17 protein-coding genes are annotated in these 17350 nt (G+C 45.5%); 5 read left to right on the top strand and 12 right to left on the bottom strand.

Annotated features, from left to right (window positions below):
• Positions 1-7 precede the first annotated feature (7 nt).
• Positions 8-1402, bottom strand: a complete 1395-nt coding sequence (locus EPL05_RS11445; protein ID WP_128534096.1) for a Gfo/Idh/MocA family protein — start codon at positions 1400-1402, stop codon at positions 8-10.
• Between the two features lie 226 nt (positions 1403-1628).
• Here EPL05_RS11445 and EPL05_RS11440 point away from each other — a divergent pair, with 226 nt between their 5' ends.
• A complete protein-coding gene (locus EPL05_RS11440; protein ID WP_128534095.1) occupies positions 1629-3536 on the top strand; it encodes a beta-N-acetylhexosaminidase in 1908 nt (635 codons plus the stop codon).
• A gap of 78 nt (positions 3537-3614) precedes the next feature.
• On the opposite strand, the gene EPL05_RS11435 is transcribed toward EPL05_RS11440, so the two are convergent.
• The 5 genes from EPL05_RS11435 to EPL05_RS11415 form a co-directional block, all read right to left on the bottom strand.
• Positions 3615-4046, bottom strand: coding sequence for a hypothetical protein (locus tag EPL05_RS11435; protein ID WP_128534094.1), 432 nt, complete (start codon positions 4044-4046; stop codon positions 3615-3617).
• A gap of 76 nt (positions 4047-4122) precedes the next feature.
• A complete protein-coding gene (locus tag EPL05_RS11430; RefSeq protein ID WP_128534093.1) occupies positions 4123-4500 on the bottom strand; it encodes a DoxX family protein in 378 nt (125 codons plus the stop codon).
• 84 nt (positions 4501-4584) lie between these two features.
• Positions 4585-5127 (bottom strand): SRPBCC family protein, encoded by a 543-nt coding sequence (locus EPL05_RS11425; RefSeq protein ID WP_128534092.1) that lies wholly within the window; start codon positions 5125-5127, stop codon positions 4585-4587.
• A gap of 42 nt (positions 5128-5169) precedes the next feature.
• On the bottom strand, positions 5170-5577 hold the full coding sequence (locus EPL05_RS11420; protein ID WP_128534091.1) for a VOC family protein: 408 nt from the start codon (positions 5575-5577) through the stop codon (positions 5170-5172).
• A 36-nt stretch (positions 5578-5613) separates the two neighbouring features.
• Positions 5614-5823, bottom strand: coding sequence for a hypothetical protein (locus tag EPL05_RS11415; RefSeq protein ID WP_128534090.1), 210 nt, complete (start codon positions 5821-5823; stop codon positions 5614-5616).
• A 110-nt stretch (positions 5824-5933) separates the two neighbouring features.
• Here EPL05_RS11415 and EPL05_RS11410 point away from each other — a divergent pair, with 110 nt between their 5' ends.
• The 3 genes from EPL05_RS11410 to EPL05_RS11400 all read left to right on the top strand — a co-directional run bounded on the left by EPL05_RS11410 (position 5934) and on the right by EPL05_RS11400 (position 9558).
• On the top strand, positions 5934-6920 hold the full coding sequence (locus tag EPL05_RS11410) for a GlxA family transcriptional regulator (RefSeq protein WP_128534089.1): 987 nt from the start codon (positions 5934-5936) through the stop codon (positions 6918-6920).
• Between the two features lie 86 nt (positions 6921-7006).
• Positions 7007-8833, top strand: a complete 1827-nt coding sequence (locus EPL05_RS11405) for an ATP-binding protein (RefSeq protein ID WP_128534088.1) — start codon at positions 7007-7009, stop codon at positions 8831-8833.
• Positions 8834-8919: 86 nt separating this feature from the next.
• Entirely contained in the window at positions 8920-9558 is a 639-nt protein-coding gene (locus EPL05_RS11400; RefSeq protein WP_128534087.1) for a DUF47 domain-containing protein, read from the top strand.
• 1 nt (position 9559) lies between these two features.
• Here EPL05_RS11400 and EPL05_RS23960 read toward each other — a convergent pair whose 3' ends face one another.
• Positions 9560-9718, bottom strand: a complete 159-nt coding sequence (locus EPL05_RS23960) for a hypothetical protein (protein WP_166727681.1) — start codon at positions 9716-9718, stop codon at positions 9560-9562.
• A 119-nt stretch (positions 9719-9837) separates the two neighbouring features.
• On the opposite strand from EPL05_RS23960, the gene EPL05_RS11395 reads away from it, so the two are divergent.
• On the top strand, positions 9838-10155 hold the full coding sequence (locus EPL05_RS11395; RefSeq protein ID WP_128534086.1) for a hypothetical protein: 318 nt from the start codon (positions 9838-9840) through the stop codon (positions 10153-10155).
• A gap of 6 nt (positions 10156-10161) precedes the next feature.
• Here the strand turns inward: EPL05_RS11395 and EPL05_RS11390 are convergent, their stop codons facing one another.
• The 5 genes from EPL05_RS11390 to EPL05_RS11370 all read right to left on the bottom strand — a co-directional run bounded on the left by EPL05_RS11390 (position 10162) and on the right by EPL05_RS11370 (position 17257).
• The gene (locus tag EPL05_RS11390; protein WP_128534085.1) at positions 10162-11637 is read right to left on the bottom strand and encodes a gliding motility-associated C-terminal domain-containing protein; all 1476 of its coding nucleotides are present in this window, start codon (positions 11635-11637) and stop codon (positions 10162-10164) included.
• A gap of 64 nt (positions 11638-11701) precedes the next feature.
• Positions 11702-12685 carry a 23S rRNA (adenine(1618)-N(6))-methyltransferase RlmF gene (gene rlmF / locus EPL05_RS11385; protein WP_128534084.1) on the bottom strand — a complete coding sequence of 328 codons (984 nt, stop codon included), beginning with the start codon at positions 12683-12685 and terminating at the stop codon, positions 11702-11704.
• A gap of 70 nt (positions 12686-12755) precedes the next feature.
• Positions 12756-13721: a class I SAM-dependent methyltransferase gene (locus EPL05_RS11380; protein ID WP_128534083.1), complete on the bottom strand. Its 966-nt coding sequence runs from the start codon at positions 13719-13721 to the stop codon at positions 12756-12758.
• 117 nt (positions 13722-13838) lie between these two features.
• Positions 13839-14963 carry a glycoside hydrolase family 76 protein gene (locus EPL05_RS11375; RefSeq protein WP_128534082.1) on the bottom strand — a complete coding sequence of 375 codons (1125 nt, stop codon included), beginning with the start codon at positions 14961-14963 and terminating at the stop codon, positions 13839-13841.
• A 14-nt stretch (positions 14964-14977) separates the two neighbouring features.
• Positions 14978-17257: a GH92 family glycosyl hydrolase gene (locus EPL05_RS11370; protein WP_128534081.1), complete on the bottom strand. Its 2280-nt coding sequence runs from the start codon at positions 17255-17257 to the stop codon at positions 14978-14980.
• Between the last annotated feature and the right edge of the window lie 93 nt (positions 17258-17350).

Raw genomic sequence — 17350 nt, 5'->3', positions numbered from 1 at the left:
ATCACACTTAAACTATCTTCATGTTCTCGGCATCCCAATTGATCACCCGGTTCTCGAAATAACTATCGTTACAGGCGAGGCAAGGCGCGGCGGCCCTAAAGCCAAATATAGCATCTTCAACCACCTTCGTTTTATTACGTACGGAATCAAAGAAGTTGGCAAAGTGGTCGTTAGAGGCATTGTAACCATCCGGCGCACGGTAGGTTACATCAGGGAAACGCGGGCGTGTTCTTTGCGCTTCGGTGTAACGCTTATTGTAGTCGTCCATCAACGCTTTTTGTTGCGCCTCGGTATAGGTAAATAAAGAATCCCAGCCGCCTATGCCCGGTGCTTCGGCCATTTTGTTCTTGCGGATGCTGAAACTATCTCCCTCTCCGCCCAAGTCCATTACGCCTTCCGACCCAACAATTTTTGTAACGGTACGGTCGCCCTCGCCACTGATAAAGTTAACCCGCAGCGTAACCTGGAATGCGGGATGCTCTTTGGTTTCGCCATAATGAACTACTGCGCTCATCACATCAGGCACGTTGCGCCCGTCTTTCCAATAAGCCAGGTCGCCTATGGAATAAATGCGTTCGGGGCCTTTAGAACTCGTAATGAAATGGATGCCGCTCAATAGGTGTACAAACAGGTCACCGGCTACACCGGTACCATATTCGCGGTAATTCCTCCAACGGAAGAAGCGTTTCGGGTCATAGTCATATTTAATTTTAGCGTTGGATTGAAACCTTGACCAGTCTACCGTTTGTACCGACTGATCCATTGGCATTGTATATTGCCAGGCACCTAAAGCATCCTGCCTGTTAAACGACGCCTCGATAGAATTGATCTTGCCGATAGCGCCCGATTCGTACATTTCCTTAGCCTTTTTGTAAGCTATGCTACTCACACGCTGGCTGCCCACCTGAAAAACCATCTTGGTTTCCTGCTGCGCCTTTATCTCGCCAAGTCCCTGGCTTATCTGGTGTACCATTGGTTTCTCGCTGTAAACGGCTTTGCCGGCACGCATGGCATCAATGGCTATCTGGCTATGCCAGTTATCACTGGTGGCAATAATAACGGCGTCGATATCCTTACGGTTGATAATGTCGCGGTAATCGCCGGTGGTGTACAGGCCTGCCCCATAAACCTCTTTGGCGCGGGCCAGCCTGCCGGTATACAGATCGCAGGCACCAACCAGTTCTACACCCGCTGTGGTTAGCGCTGCACGGGTATCATTAAAGCCCATAATACCCATGCCAATGGTGGCAATGCGTATTTTATCATTTGGGGTAATGCGTTTTTGGGCACGTAACTCCCTTATCTCGTTCTGCTCTTTTGCCGCTAAACTGGTGAGCGAAGCGGAGGTTAACAAAACCGAAGTACCCAGGTGCTTGAGAAATTTTCTGCGATCAGTTGACATGTTTTAATAGTTAAGATTTAATAATTGGTTTATAAAATTGCAGGCGCAATTGTGAGATCTATAAAGGGCAATTTAACAAAAAAACTAAAATGAAATTTTATTTCGCCATAATAAGTTTGGCATTAAAGCATTTACAGATACACGTGTAAAAAAACTTATTAATTTAATTTAAAAAGTTATAAATTGCATCCCAATACCCCCATTATAAACCATCAATTTATTATCAATGAAAAAACTATCCTTACTGGTATTTTCCTGCTTTATTGGTTCGTTAAGTTTTGCGCAGCAAACGGCCACGGATATTTCCATCATCCCCGAACCTGTTAAAATAACCAGGCATGTCGGGCTATTTACACTGCCAAAAATTGTGGTGGTACAAAGCAGTTCTCAACCGGAAATGACCTCGATACTGGACTTGCTGAAGAAGAAATTCAGTACGGCTGCGGGCAAAACAGTTTCGGTAAAAGCTACCGCACCTGCCGCCACCATTAAGTTGGTGCTTAATAAAACCGCCAATGCTATAATTGGTAAAGAAGGGTATTTATTATCGGTAAATTCTAAAGGCATTACCATAAGCGCTAATGAGCCTGCCGGTTTATACTACGGTGTACAAACACTCATGCAATTACTTCCTAAGGAAATTGAAGGCTTCGAAGTTGCGAAAAATGTAAATTGGACCGTCCCTGTGGTTGACATTACCGATTACCCCCGCTTTGTATGGAGAGGCTTGATGTTTGATGTATCGCGTCACTTTTTTACCAAACAGGAGGTTAAGCACTTTATAGATGACATGGTTAAATACAAATTTAACCTGCTGCACATGCACCTTACCGACGATGAGGGCTGGAGGATAGAAATAAAAAGCCTGCCGCGCCTAACAACCGTTGGAGCTTACAATGCAAAACGCGAAGGTGCCTTTGGTGATTTTATACCTCCACCGGCAGATGAACCGCGCACCTACGGCGGTTTTTACACCCAGAATGACATCCGCGAAATTGTAAAATACGCTAAAGACAGGTTTGTAGATGTTATGCCCGAAGTAGATGTACCCGGCCATAGCCTTGCAGCTATAGCTGCTTATCCGCAGTTAGCGTCTGCCGCCGGAGCAGACCAGTACAAGGTGCGTTCGGGCGAAAAGATCATGGACTGGTCGAAACCCGGCCACCCGGCTTTGGTAGATAATAGCCTTAATCCGGCCAGCGAATACACTTACGAATTTTTGGATAAAGTTGTGGGGGAGATAGCGCAGCTTTTCCCGTTTGCCTACATGCACATGGGCGGTGATGAGTGCGCCAAAAACTTTTGGGAGCAAAGCGACCAGGTAAAAGCCCTGATGGCAAAAGAAAACCTGAAAACCATGGAAGAAGTGCAAAGCTATTTTGAAAAACGTGTAGAAAAGATAGTAGAAAGCAAGGGCAAAAAATTTATGGGTTGGGATGAGATACTGGAAGGCGGTATTGGCCCCAATGCAGCCCTGATGAGCTGGCGCGGTATACAGGGGGGTATAGAAGCCGCCAAAATGGGCCACGAGGTTGTAATGAGCCCAACCACTTATGTGTACCTGGATTATATGCAAAGCGATAAAATAACTGAGCCGCCTGTATATGCCAGCCTGCGCCTGAACAAAACTTATGAGTTTGAACCGGTGCCCGATGGTGTTGATGCCAAGTTAATAAAAGGTGGCCAAGCCAACCTTTGGACGGAGCAGGTGTACAATTTCCGCCAGGTAGAGTACATGATATGGCCGCGTGCGCTGGCGGTGTCAGAGGCTGTATGGTCGCCAAAAGCGAAGAAAGATTTTACCGTTTTCTTCCCGAAGGTAGAGAAACAATTTGCGCGTTTCGACCTGAGCGAAACCAAATATTCGCCAAGTGTTTACGACCCGACCTTTAAGGCCATCCGCAACGCGGATAAGAGCTTAGGCGTAACTCTTACGCCCGAAGTGCCCGGACTGGATATTTACTACAGCTTTGATAACTCATCGCCGGATAGATTTTATCCTAAATACACCAGCACCCTTTTGGTACCTATTGATGCCACACAGTTAAAGGTTGTTACTTATAAAGGCAAACAACAGGTTGGGCGTATGCTGATCATGCCTGTGGAAGAGCTGAATAAAAGAGCGGGAAAGTAAAATTGATTCATAGACAATGGTTCATCGTCTATTTAAGTTCCATAAAAAAAAGCTGCGCCTTTCGGTGCAGCTTTTTTGTTATTCGTTAATTTTCATTCGCGAAAAGGGGAACCCGTTGCAGCCGGTTTTGGGGTGCTTTCGATCTGCCTTGGCCATGCTTTCGGCTATTACATCCGTTTTAGCATCATAAGCGGTTAAACAATAGCCCCATTTCCAGGGCGACATGTTTTTAAACTCCATAAAATCTATCCGGGTGTACAGGCCGCCTTCGCCGGGGTTACCATCGTTATTGCGGGCCACCAGGTATTGCTCCGGCAAGTTCCATTTAACAATGCGGTATTTGCTACGGGGCAGTTGTGTCCACAAGGTGTCGCTTATCTCGTACTTAATGCCATAATCATCCTTAAACTTCCCCTTCATAAATTCGGGGATAGTATCGTTATGATGGACAGTTTTACCGGCAACAGCAACCACCGAAAGGAAAAACACAAACAGCAATAGTTTTTTCATCCCGCTAATATAGGGGGATAAAAGAATAAAGCAGATTTGACAACTTTTAAAAAGTTGTCAAATCTTTAAGCACTATTTACTTCATTTGGAAAATCGGCGCGTAATTTTTGCGGTAGTAATACGCCATAAACAAGTTTAACACCAATAATAATATGCCACCACCGATGTTCGCCGGATCTGCATAGGCGTGGAATATAACGATGTTTACAGTTATCGGGAATATCACTATAGTAGCCAGCGCAGCAAAGCGTCCCGTAATCAGCATCAGTCCGCATATCAATTCAATGCTTTTTACGATGGTTAGCAAGTGCGCTACTGCTATACCTTTATTGTATACTATAGCTGCATCGGGCGGCGCTGTTGTTGGCTTTACCAGTTCAAAAAAATAAGCGATGGAAGCAAACAGCAGAAATGCCCCCATCAGGGTACGGACAACGATCATTGCAATCTTCATAATATTTAAGTTTTTTAGTTTATTCTTTAATTCCCAAGTGCACCATCCATTTAAAGACGGATTAAACCTACCCTCTGTTATACGCTATGGTTGTTTTTCTATTATCTGTTTCAGGTTTTGAAGGCTGATGGTCAAGTCCTTACCTAACATTTCGCCCATATCCATAAATAACATCATAGCATTCATAGGGTAAGGCATTTTGCTGGCGAAGCCCCATTTTACCGTGGTGTTATTGTCCATAGTAGGCTCGGTGATCATATAAGAATCTGAAATACCGGCAAAAGGCTTTATAAAAGTTATCTGTACATCTATCCGCTTGTCTTCCTCAATCTTTTTTATCACCTGCTCGCCCCGGCCGCCTTTATTATCGCTATCCCAGGCATAAGCGAAGCCTTCTGCACCATCTTCGCCTTTATAATCCTTTTGCATTATCGGGTCTACCATTACCCATTTATTGTAATCATCCATGTTTTTCAGATATCTCACGTATCCAAAAACCTGCGCTACCGGTTTTTTAATGATTATTTCACGTTCTACGGCGTAGTCGCTTTTAGAGAATGCGGCAGCAAGCAGCAACACTACAACTATAGCTGCAATTATTGCCAGGATGATGAAAAGGACATTCATAATTGTGGGGCTTTTACTTGGGGTTTGGAATGTGTAAATTAGTTATTTTTCTGCCGAAAAAACGCCCCATTTTACGCCAAATTTATCTGTAAGGTTTCCCATGGTACCGGCAAAAAATTCCATTATTGGGTGGGTAATATTTCCGCCCTCCGCCAGTTTATCAAAAGTGACTTGTATTTCTGCTTTTGTGTCATAAACAAGCATCAGTATTATTGTTCCGGCAGAAACTACAGCATTGTTGCCCGGCAGGTCGGTAGCTAACAAGGTGAAATCATTGCTCTCTAAATTAGCGTGCAGAATCTTATCCTGATGCGAGGCCGGGAACATATCTTTCATCGGCGATTCTTTTACCACCTGCAGCGTTAGGTCGCCACCAATAACTTCCCGGTAAAATTCCATCGCCTGGCGACAGGTATCATTAAAACCGATGTATGCATTAATTTTAGGCATGGCTTATTATTTTTAAGTTAAATAAATATATGTGTTTTAAATAAGTACTTCGCAATGGTGCCCGTTTAATTTTAACAGGGCAATTACCTTTTTCGGGCAAAACTCGGGGCCTTCTATCCGCAGCACTTTGTCGCAATCTTCCAAGTCGAAATTTACCCGCAACGCTTTAAAATACGTTTCGATGAGCACCGCCAGCACCTGCGATCTGCTAAAATCGTCTACATTTGTTTTGAAAACCTCTATCATATTCATTTGTTGACATCACAAAGGTGCATGGCTTTTGCGCAACGGCAGGGGTGTTATTACGACATTCTAAGGGGTTGATTGCGACGCTGTTTCTATTTAATTTTGATGTTATGAAACACATATCTATCCTTATTCCGCGGGGCAATGCCAGCCTGAGCAATATAGAATCGACCTATAAAATGTTTACCGAGGTGAACAACGCGTTCGATAGGATGAAGAAGGCCCCCTTGTTTAAGATCCAGTTGGTAGGTATTAGCCGGGAAACCACGCTTGGCAATGGGTTGTTCACCATTAAGCCCGACTTAACCATTGGCGAGGTTACCAAAACCGACCTCATTGTAATCCCGGCGGTACATGGCGATATGGCTAAAGTGGTAAGTGAGAATGACGAATTTATTCCCTGGATAATAAAACAATATAAAGGTGGCGCAGAGGTAGTATCGCTTTGCATCGGCGCGTTTATACTGGCAGCAACTGGCTTGTTGAAGGGCAAAAACTGCACCACCCACTGGCTTGCCGCGGCAGAATTCAGGCAGATGTACCCGGATGTTAACTTGATGCCTTATAAGATCATAACCGACGAAGGCGGCATTTACACCAGCGGCGGTGCCTATTCTTCGCTGAATTTGCTGCTGTACCTGATAGAGAAATTCTCGGGCCGCGATATGGCCATCACATCCTCAAAAATGTTCGAGATTGATATTGAACGCAATAGCCAATCTCTGTTCATCATTTTCCACGGGCAAAAAAACCACGAGGACGATACCATTAAAAAGGCGCAGGAATATATAGAGCATAACTACTCCGAAAAAATAACCGTGGACCACCTGGCATCAACCTTTGCCATGAGCCGCAGGCACCTGGAGCGCAGGTTTAAAAAGGCCACCTCAAACACGGTAGTAGAATATATGCAGCGAGTGCGCATAGAAGCCGCCAAAATGAGCCTGGAAACCTTGCGCGAAAACGTTAACGAAGTAATGTACAACGTGGGCTATACCGATACCAAGGCTTTCCGTGAAACTTTTAAAAAAATAACCGGCGTATCACCCGTGGAATACCGCAATAAGTATAATAAGATAGCCGTGGCGGCACATTAATATCCTGCACAACCCATCAACATATTATTCTTTTGAGTTTAGCATAAAATACCTGTATTATTATAGGATATTATATTCCTTAATTGATGGTAAAGTTTCCTGGTAGTTTCCACGTAAAGCCACTGGTATTGGCCCTGGCTTTGTTTATTTCCCCTTTATTGGGTTTAGCGCAAATGCCCCCGGCTGCCAAAACCCTGCCTCAAATTTTAAGCGAATTACAAAAACAACCGGATAACCTTAGTCTGAAATTAGAAGCGGCCAAAGCCTACCTCAAAAAAGGAAGTACCGATACCGCCGGGGTGTTGCTGAACGAAATTATCCTGGCCGCAAAGCAAACCAATAATGCCAAAACTTTTATCCAGGCTAACATTAGCCTGGGTAGGATGTATGCCGATAAGGGCGAGAATGTAAAATCGTTGGAGATCTACCAAAAGGCTTTGCATACAGCGGATGATATTGGCGATAAAACCTTAACCGCGCATATCTACAAAGGCATTGGCGCAATCTACATCAGCTGGAAAAAATTTGAAGAAGCTTTGGGCTATTACGAAAAAGCTGAGAAACTGGCCTTGGAAGTTAACGAAGAGGAATTGGCCGCCGATTGCCAAAACAATAAGGGAACCGTTTATGAGCAGCAGCTAAAATATGATAAGGCAATCATAGCATATAAGAACGCTTTGGATGTTTACACCAAAAAGAACATCCCGGCAAAAATAGCCATGGCGCTTAGCAACGTGGCCATTGTGTATAAATTCCAAAAAGACTATGCCGCCTCGCTACAATACAACTTTAAAGCCATAGACCTGTCGCTTAAAACCGGCGATGAGTGGATGATGGCCGCCACTTATAATAATATTGGTAACCTGTATGGCGAGCTGGGCGATTTTACAAACGCCAAACTCTATTGCGAAAAAAGCATAGCCATTGCCACAAAAATAAACGCCATCGAGATTGTTGAATCTGCGTATGATAGTATGGGAGACGCCGCAGCCAAAGTGGGCAACTACAAAAGCGCTTTTGAATACCATAAGCTTTACGCCCTAACTAAAGACAAATTCATCAACCTGGACAATACCCGGCAGCTATCGGAATTGAACGTAAAGTTTGAAACCGAACGCAAACAAAAACTGATACAGCAGCAACAGTTTGAAATAAGCCGGAAAAATTACTGGCTTTTTGGCTCGGTTATATTATTGATACTCGGCGTATCTTTGGCCTTCCTCATCATCCGTAAAAACAAATACAAGCAGGAAAAACGCCTGCAGGCCGAAGTATTTAAGCAACAGGAGATAACGACCAAATCCCTTTTTGAGGGTGAGCAAAAAGAGCGCATTCGCATAGCCCGCGACCTGCACGATAGCATAGGCCAGATGCTATCCGTCATTAAAATGAATATCTCTGTGCTGCAACCACAGGACGCCGAGGTGCCGGCGGTAAACAACGCGCTTAATTTGGTTGATAAAACCATTAACGAAGTGCGCCACATATCGCATAACCTGATACCCGAAGGGCTTAGCTTCGGCCTGTTTGCGGCGCTGGAGGACCTTTGCCAAAAGGTGAACTCGGCGGGTGGCACCGAGGTGATGCTGAATGTGCCGGAGGATATCAGGCAATACCAGTTTGCCAAACCAAACGAACTTTCGATATACCGCATTGTACAGGAAGTGCTTAATAATATGATGAAACATGCGCAGGCAACACACATAGATATTGATATTGTTCAAAAAGAAAGCAACCTTACACTAAGTATTAAAGACAACGGGAAGGGATTTGATGCCAGCAAGATAGATGAATCTAAGGGCATCGGCTGGAAAAACATAGCCGCCCGCGTAAACCTGCTGGATGGTAAGATGCAGGTGCAAAGCGAACAGTTAAAAGGCACCCAGATAGAAATATTTATACCCGGGATGTAATTTTATGGCTTATTTGGACTATATAAAGCCAAACATTAACACAGGCTTAATATGCTTTTTGTAGGTTTGTAGCAAATAGCTACTACATGGCAACCCTGTTAAAGTTTTTGGTACCAAAAGACCGCGCATTTTTTGACCTCTTCGATCAATCCTGCACCCTCAACGTGCAAATGGCCGAATTGCTTTTTAAATTGGTAAGCGGCGAATCGCAGGACCATAATATCCTGCTTAACCAAATAAGCCGCCTCAAGCAAACCGGGAACGAAGTAAAGCACAAAGTTTACCTGGCATCGGCAAAGGCTTTTGTATCGCCCTTTGCCCGTAGCGATATGTATGCTTTGGCTTCTGCTATCAATAACGTTTGCGATTATATCCATATTTCATCGCGTAGGTATAGCCTGTTCCAATCAGAACCGGCAAATCCGGCTATAAAAGAATTGGCGGGTATTATTATTGAAAGCTGTATAGAATTGCAGGCTGCCGTAACAGGCCTGAGCAATTTAGATAACTCGGACGCGATAAAAGACAACTGCAATAAAATTAAACAGCTGGAGCATTATGCCGATCAGGTCTCTGGCAAAGCCGTTGGCGCGGTTATGGAAAGCGAAAAAAACTCTGTAGAAGTGATCAAATACACCGAAATATTGGCCGCGCTGGAGCGCACTACCGATAAATGCGAGCACGCTACCGTGGTGATAGAGAGCATCATCATCAAAAACAAGTAGGCTACTCTTTATCGGGATCGGGCGAATCGACTGTATCGGTTAATTCATCTTTTTCAAATGCCTTCTCGTCCTTACGGTTACGTATTATTAACCATATTACCAGCCCTACAGCCAGTAGTACCACTAATCCTATTTCGTAATAATTGATCTGCATCATCATTAAAACCCACAATAGCCATGCCTAATTGGGTCAATGTTAAGCACTTATATGGCACTTAACATAATGATAACATTGAATTAACCTGATACTAACTTATCTTCGCGCAATAATTCGCAGCTATGAAAAAAAACAAACTGAAAGCCTTAGTAAAATCCACCCGGAAAAACACAACCGAAACTATTAAAGCAACCCTTGTTGCCCAACTAAAAGCAGCAGCCGAAAAGCTGGGTGTCGCCTCCAAAAAAACAACAAAAGAAATTGAAAAAAGCGCTAAAAATTTAGCCAAAAAACTTTCTGCAGAAGTTAAGGTAGATAAAGACGCTCTTGTAAAAGCAGCAACCGAAGCTAAAGAAGTTGCAGTAGTTAAAGAAATTGTTGCAGTTGAACCAAAAGCGGCCAAAACTGTTAAGCCAGAAGCCGAAAAGGTAGCCGAGTAATTAAGCTTACCTGATAATGGTAACCGAACCCACAGTGGTTTGGGTTTGATTGAGGTTTATGAAATAATAATATACGCCGGATGGACATTGTTTCCCGGCGTCTGTTTTTCCATCCCATTCCTCCACAGAGCCTGCTGAATGGAACACCTGCTGGCCGTAACGGTTATACACCCTCACTTTAGCATTTCTAAAAGCATCTACACCGGGAAAACTCCAGGTGTCGTTTACGCCATCTCCGTTGGGCGTAAATAAATTTGCTGTCGCTGCCTTAAAGGGTATGGTGGCATTATTCACCACCGGGTCTGAAGTCACCATATCGCTGGTTGTACAATCTGCATTGCTTGTTAATATGCATTTGATCACATCGCCTGGTACAAGTTTGGTAGCAACAAAGGTATCTGATCCCGAACCCGCGTTTATGCTGTTTATTTGCCATTGATATACCGGGCCGGGTCCGGCGTTTTCTACTGTAGCCTTGTACGTTACAGATACACCTGCTTCGAAAGTAACGGGACTAACGCTTATTTTCGGCGTAACCAGCGGAATAAGCCTTACGATGTATGGCATACTGGTAGCCGATGTGGTTACCTGGCATACCTTTGCATTGCTCACCATGCTACAGGTAACCTCATCGCCCTCATTCAGCCGGCCTGATATAAAGATTTTAGCGTTGCCGTTTGGGGCTGCCACCAAGTTTACATACCATTGATAATCAGGTAAATCACCGCCGTTCACCGGGATAGCAGTAAACACCAAGGTACTCCCGGCGCAGGGGTTGGCAGCACTCCGCTCAATACTTACCGACGGATTCTCCACCGGGATATCATCTATGGTAATGTGGTTACTTTGTACTACCGGGGTAGTAATGCAAACATCGGTACTGGTCATTTCACAGCTTACCACATCGCCCTTTTTTAACCCGGCCGGCATAAAAGGCTGGTTAACATCGGTAACCAGGGGGCCATCATTTATTTCATTTACCTTCCATTGGTAAGTTGCGTGGTTTCCGTTAAAGGTGGGCACCCCGGTAAAAGATGGATTAGGGTACTCGGCACAAATAATATTGGATCGCGTGGAGATCTCAATGATCGGCACCTTGAGATTGGTAATGGTTATGGAGTTGGAGTTGAGTTCGCAGCCTGCCTGCGTAATTATTTTTACAAAATACGTACCTGCAATATCGGCTCTGAAAGCATATGGGGTGTTTTGCGCCTGTTGCTTGGCAACGGTTGAGGTGTTCTCGTAAATCCACTCTACAGATGCTATCGGGTCGGTAGCGGAAGCGGTTAAGGTGCTTCCAATGCAGGTATTGCCTGTAAGGTTGCCAATGGTATTACAGGCGTTTGTTTTCTTGAGCTTATCTTTTTTTGTGGTATCCTGCGGGGCGGTAACTGATTTTATCGCGCAACCGTTGCCTGCCTTGCCAAGAGCAGCTATATTAAAAAGCAGGAAAAACAGAATTGCTGCAATGCCGGGCCTCACGTATCTAGTTAATTGGTATCGCTAAAAATAAGAATGTTTTATGAGTATTGCCTCCGGCGCAATGCTAAATCTTCGATGCGGTCTCTTTCCAATACGTATTGCGCCAGGTGCGCTGCGCGGCTTCGCTCAGGAATGTCCAGGCAACTATGCGGCTTACCTTTTGTCCCTGGGCCATGTTAATGGTTTTTACCTCTACAGCCTTTACTTTACTTAAGGCACGGTAAACGGAGGCAAGAGTGTCTTTTTTGGATACGAGGGTAGAGAACCACATTACCTTATCGGCAAAAAGCGCGCTTTGGTCAACCATATTTCGGATAAACGCAACCTCGCCGCCAGGGTACCATAGCTCGGTATTTTTCCCACCGAAGTTTAGCTGCGGCTGTTGCGGTTTGCCATTATTCAGGTTCTGCAGTTTCTTCAGCGTGCCGGCTTGCGCGTCTTTCAACGAGGCATGAAACGGCGGATTGCAAATGGTAATATCAAATATTTCGCCCTGCGTAATTGCGCCTTTAAATATATTTGCCTTGTTGCTTTGCGGGCGAATTTTAATGGCATTATTTAGCTCCGGGCTTGCAGATGCGATCTTATTCGCCCAGCGAATAGCCTCGGCATCAGTATCAGTACCGGTAAATTGCCAGCCGTAAACGCTGTTACCTATTAGCGGATATACGCAGTTAGCGCCAACGCCAACATCTAAAACTTTGATGCTTTTCCCGGTAGGGATGGCACCACTGTTTCCTTCGGCCAGCAGATCGGCAATATAATGGATGTAATCTGCACGGCCGGGTATCGGCGGGCAAAGATACCCTGCGGGAATATCCCAGTAATTTATGCCGTAGAAAAACTTAAGCAAAGCCCTGTTCAGTTCCTTTACCGCTTCCGCGTCGGCAAAATCAATTGATTCGATCTCATACTGATTGAGTTTAACAAACGGGCGCAGCGTGGGCGATGCTTTGATCAGCTTATCAAAATCATAACCTGCCCGGTGTAAATTGCGCGGATGCAAACTTTCTTTTTCGGCGGGTTTTTGTTTTTCGGCTGATGGCATAATTTAATTTATAACAATGCCGCAAATATCGGCATTCCTGTACAAACGCGGGCAGTAAACAAATGCTTTATCAAACTACCGTTCCCGGCCTTGCATCCATCGTTTCGCTATCCGGTTCCCGACTGGTAAAAACGGCTACTTTGTAGATACTCCCGTCTATCGATCCCGTAGGAATCAGCCAGCCTTGCAATGTTACTTCGGGCGTACAGGGGCCATAAGTGATCACCGTAATATTCCTTAATGTGGATTCCTGTTTTAAGCGATCTAAAACATTCAGCAGCATGTTTCCCTTAAAAGGCGTGTACATAAAAAACACCGTACCATTTGTATAATCGGCTTCACGGGCATCGGTATTCACAAAATCCACATCGGGCAAATTAAGCGCGGCGGCAACTTCACTCGCGTAACTGCAAAAAGCAGGCTCAAACTCGATGCCGATAGCTTTGACTCCGGCAAGCAGATTTACCAGCATGGCTACCTGACCCAACCCCGAACCAATATCAAAAAACACATCCTCTCCGCTAAACCGGATCTGCTCTACCATTTCAAAAACAAGCCTTGCCGGCGTTTTCTGATAATAAACCATTTCCGCCTCCAGCGTTTGTACTGGCACGGGTAAAGCGCGATCGGGCAACAAACCATTCATAAAAACATCCAGGTTATCGTAGCCAATTTCTTCCTCTCCATTCGGTAGCAAATTAAGGTCCGTGAAGTCCTCAACAAGGCTTCTAAAGCCCTTTTTTTTATAAGCATCTGATTGAATAGCCGCCCGGAGTTCTTCAAAAAGCTGATTATCGATGTGCTCGAGCTCCGTCTTTATCTTATCCGCGTCTTGCCTTAGTAAGGGCAATTCATCCGGCTGGCTTATTTGAGGCATCAACGCGTCGATATGCCCGATAATATGAAAATCGATAAAATCCAGCGCTTCCACACGGGCGCTAAAATTCTTTTGCTGGTAAAGAAGCGAATTGCCTCGCAACGATTCGATATCCGATCGAATTTCGTTCAGGGATGCGGCGTAGTTATTTTCGATCATAAACCGGGCGGTATTCTATTGCAAATATACCGGCATTGCTACATTAAATTCACCTGTATAAAAAAAGACGCTTACCCATTTACGGGAGCGCCTTTTCTCAATTGTTGTGATGGAAATTTACTGTTGCGGAGGGCAGAGTTGCATAAACGTTACTATGCTGCTTGCCTCGTAAGATTGGATGTCGCCGGTTGGGCAGTGGATGGCGTAGTTCCTAAAGGTTAGGTTCCTGTCGGTATCGCGGTTCTTCCAGCCGGTGTTAATATTGGTGCGTACCCAATCCAGGTACTGGCTTTGGCCGCCATCGGTTATCAGCTGCACCATGTACTGGGCAAATATGGCTTTCAATACGCCCTGTTCGTTAAAATCACCTTCGGCCGGTAAAAGCCCATTGCTGCCCATTTTGGTTTGGGTGTAACCGGCTACCAGTTTAGCATCATCCAGATAGCCAACTTCTTTTGTTTCTTTATAAAGTGCTACTGCCGCGCCTATAGCAGTGCCCTGGTTGTAGGTGTAATCCTCATAACCCGGCGCGTTGTTGCCAATTTTATGATCGGCAATACGGCCCGTTACGGCGTCCATTAAATTTGCTTTGGACCAGCTATAGATCAACTTCGCTTTATCAAGGTAGCTTGCATCACCTGTGATTTTGTACAGGCGCATGGCCGCTATCACCGTTGGGTAATTAATGCAGGCATTTTTACCGCTATGCTTAAAATCCCAAAACATGCCGCCGTTTGCAGGGTCGTAAGAGCCATTCCAAACGCGGTTAAATCCTGCTATTGCTTTTTGCAGGTAAACATCGTTACCGGTAAGCTGATTGGCGCGGGCCAGGGCCATTACCCACCACATCATATCGTCATAAATAAACCAGGTGGTGGTATTATCCCAATTGTAGCCGTCGTACTGGTTAAAGCCGCCTTGATACATATCGTTTATCATGGTCAACTGTGCAGGGTCTTTAGTTCGCTCGTACACATTCATGGCCATGTCCCAATAAATGGCCTGCGTCCAAATGGCGGCCAATCCATCGCGGCGGGTGGTACTGTAATAAAGCTTAGCGCTTGTATTGTAAAAATACCGGTTAAAGGCGGTGTAGGCCGTTGTGGCATCCGCGGCAGTAAAAGAGGTGGGGGTGGTTTCTACCGGTTTGGTATCAACCGGCTTTGTCCCCTCGGTGCCCTTACTGCAGCTCACAGCCGTTATGAGCATACTCATGGCCATTACATAAAATACTTTTTTCATAGGTAGATGTAAGTTTATTTGTCGTTTGTTAGTGAATAAGGCGCATCTGCAGGCTGCGTCCCCTTTTGTTTATTGGGCTGCGCCGACATACCGAAGTTGAGTGTAGCCCCTTTTAGCAGCGCCGAATGGCTGAGCCAGTTAAAACCGTATGGCTTACCGTTTACAGTAAGACTATTCACATAGCGGTTTGTGGCGCTGTTATTGGCGGCATTTATGGTTATTGTTTTGCCGTTCTCGAGGGTCAACGTCAATTTCTTAAACAGCGGGGTACCCAGTACGTACTGGTCGCTGGCGGGCGTTACCGGGTAAAAGCCCATAGCAGAAAATATGTACCAGGCCGATGTTTGGCCGTTGTCCTCGTCGCCGCAATACCCATCGGGGGTTGGCTTGTACATTTTATCCATCACATCGCGCACATGCTGCTGGGTTTTCCACGGCTGGCCCGCGTAGTTGTACAGGTATACCATGTGCTGTATAGGCTGGTTACCATGCGCGTACTGCCCCATCCCGGCTATCTGCATTTCCCTTATCTCGTGAATTACCTGGTTATAATAACTGTCATCAAACACCGGAGGAAGGATGAACACCGAATCGAGCTTGGTGACAAATTTCTGGTTGCCGCCCATCAGGTTGATCAAACCTTGCACATCGTGGAAAACACTCCAGGTGTAATGCCAGCTGTTGCCTTCGGTAAAGGCATCGCCCCATTTAAAAGGATTAAACGGACTTTGAAATTTGCCATCCTTATTTTTACCCCGCATCAGCCCGCTTGAAGGGTCGAACAGATTTTTATAGTTCATGGCGCGTTTGCGGTATACTTCCGTTTCGGCTGCCGGGCGATTGAGCGCTTTGCCAAGCTTATAAATGGCAAAATCGTCGTAAGCATATTCCAGCGTATGGGCAGCATTCTCGTTTATTTCTACATCATAGGGCACATAGCCAAGGTTGTTGTAAAACTCAACACCACGGCGGCCGGTAGCATTTGGGCCGGTGTTGTTTGCACCATGCATCAGGGCCTGGTAAAGTGTTTGGATATCATAGCCACGGCCACCTTTTAAGTAGCCCTCGGCGACTACAGACGCAGAATTGTTACCCACCATTACATCGGCATAACCGGGGCTGCTCCATTCGGGCAGCCATCCGCCTTCTTTGTAATCGTTCAGCAGGCCCTCTTGCATCTCTTTACTCATAGACGGGTAAACAAGATTGAGAAAAGGATACAAGGCCCGGAAGGTGTCCCAAAAACCGGTGCCCGCAAACATATAACCCGGCAACACCTTGCCGGTGTACGGGCTGTAATGTATCATTTGATTCTTACTATCGAATTCATACATCCGGTTTGGGAAGAAGAGCGCCCGGTACAGGCAGGAATAGAATGTGCGGGTTTGATCTACCGAACCGCCTTCAACCTTCAGTTTGCTTAGCGTATTGTTCCAAACGGTTTTTGCCTTTTGTTTGGTGGCGCCGAAGTCATCATTGCCAACCTCTCGTTTTAAATTCAGTTCGGCTTGTTCTAAGCTGATGAAAGATGATGCTACCCGCAGGTGCACCGCCTCGCCTTTGGTGGTTTTAAAGCTGATAACGGCACCAGCATGGTCGCCGGTATATTCCAGCTTGCCTTCATCCACATCCTTACCATGCCAGGCCGATGCGGTAAATGGCTTATCGGTATAAATAACAAAGTAGTTCTTAAAATTGGCCGGTACAGCGCCGCTGTTACGGGTACTGTAACCCACTATCTTGTTCTCGCCCGGGATGATCTTTACGTACGAGCCTTTATCAAAGGCGTCTATCACAATATGTGAGCTATCACTTTTGGGGAAGGTAAACCTAAAGATGGCGGCCCGCTCTGTTGGGGTAATTTCGGTGGTGATATCGTAATCGGCCAGGTAAACACTGTAGTAATAGGGTTTTGATACCTCTGCTTTATGCGAAAACCAACTGGCGCGCTCCGTATCTTCGAGTTTTATTTTGCCCGTTTCCGGGAAGATAGAAAACTGCCCATAATCATTCATCCAGGGCGATGGCTGGTGCGTTTGCTTAAAGCCGAGGATCTTATCTGCGTTATAAGTGTATTGCCAGCCGCTGCCCATTTTCCCGGTTTGTGGCGTCCAGGTGTTCATCCCCCAGGGCAATGCTATAGCAGGATAGGTATTCCCGTTGGATAGAGAGGGTTTCGAATCGGAGCCCATTAAAGGGTTCACCAAGTCGGCGAGGTTTGTGATGTTAACCTGTGCAAATGCAAAGGCCGGCAAAAATGCCAGTACGGCTAATAGTGTTTTTTTTATGTACATATTATAAGCGGGTAGTGGCCGTTATACAGCCATACTACACCTGCACGAAAAGCTCCGTGCAGGGCAGTGATGGCCGCTCTTTAAACCAACTAA

Source organism: Mucilaginibacter gilvus, assembly GCF_004054195.1.
In the GTDB taxonomy this organism is placed as follows: domain Bacteria; phylum Bacteroidota; class Bacteroidia; order Sphingobacteriales; family Sphingobacteriaceae; genus Mucilaginibacter; species Mucilaginibacter gilvus.
This window is presented reverse-complemented; position numbering and strand designations above follow the sequence as displayed.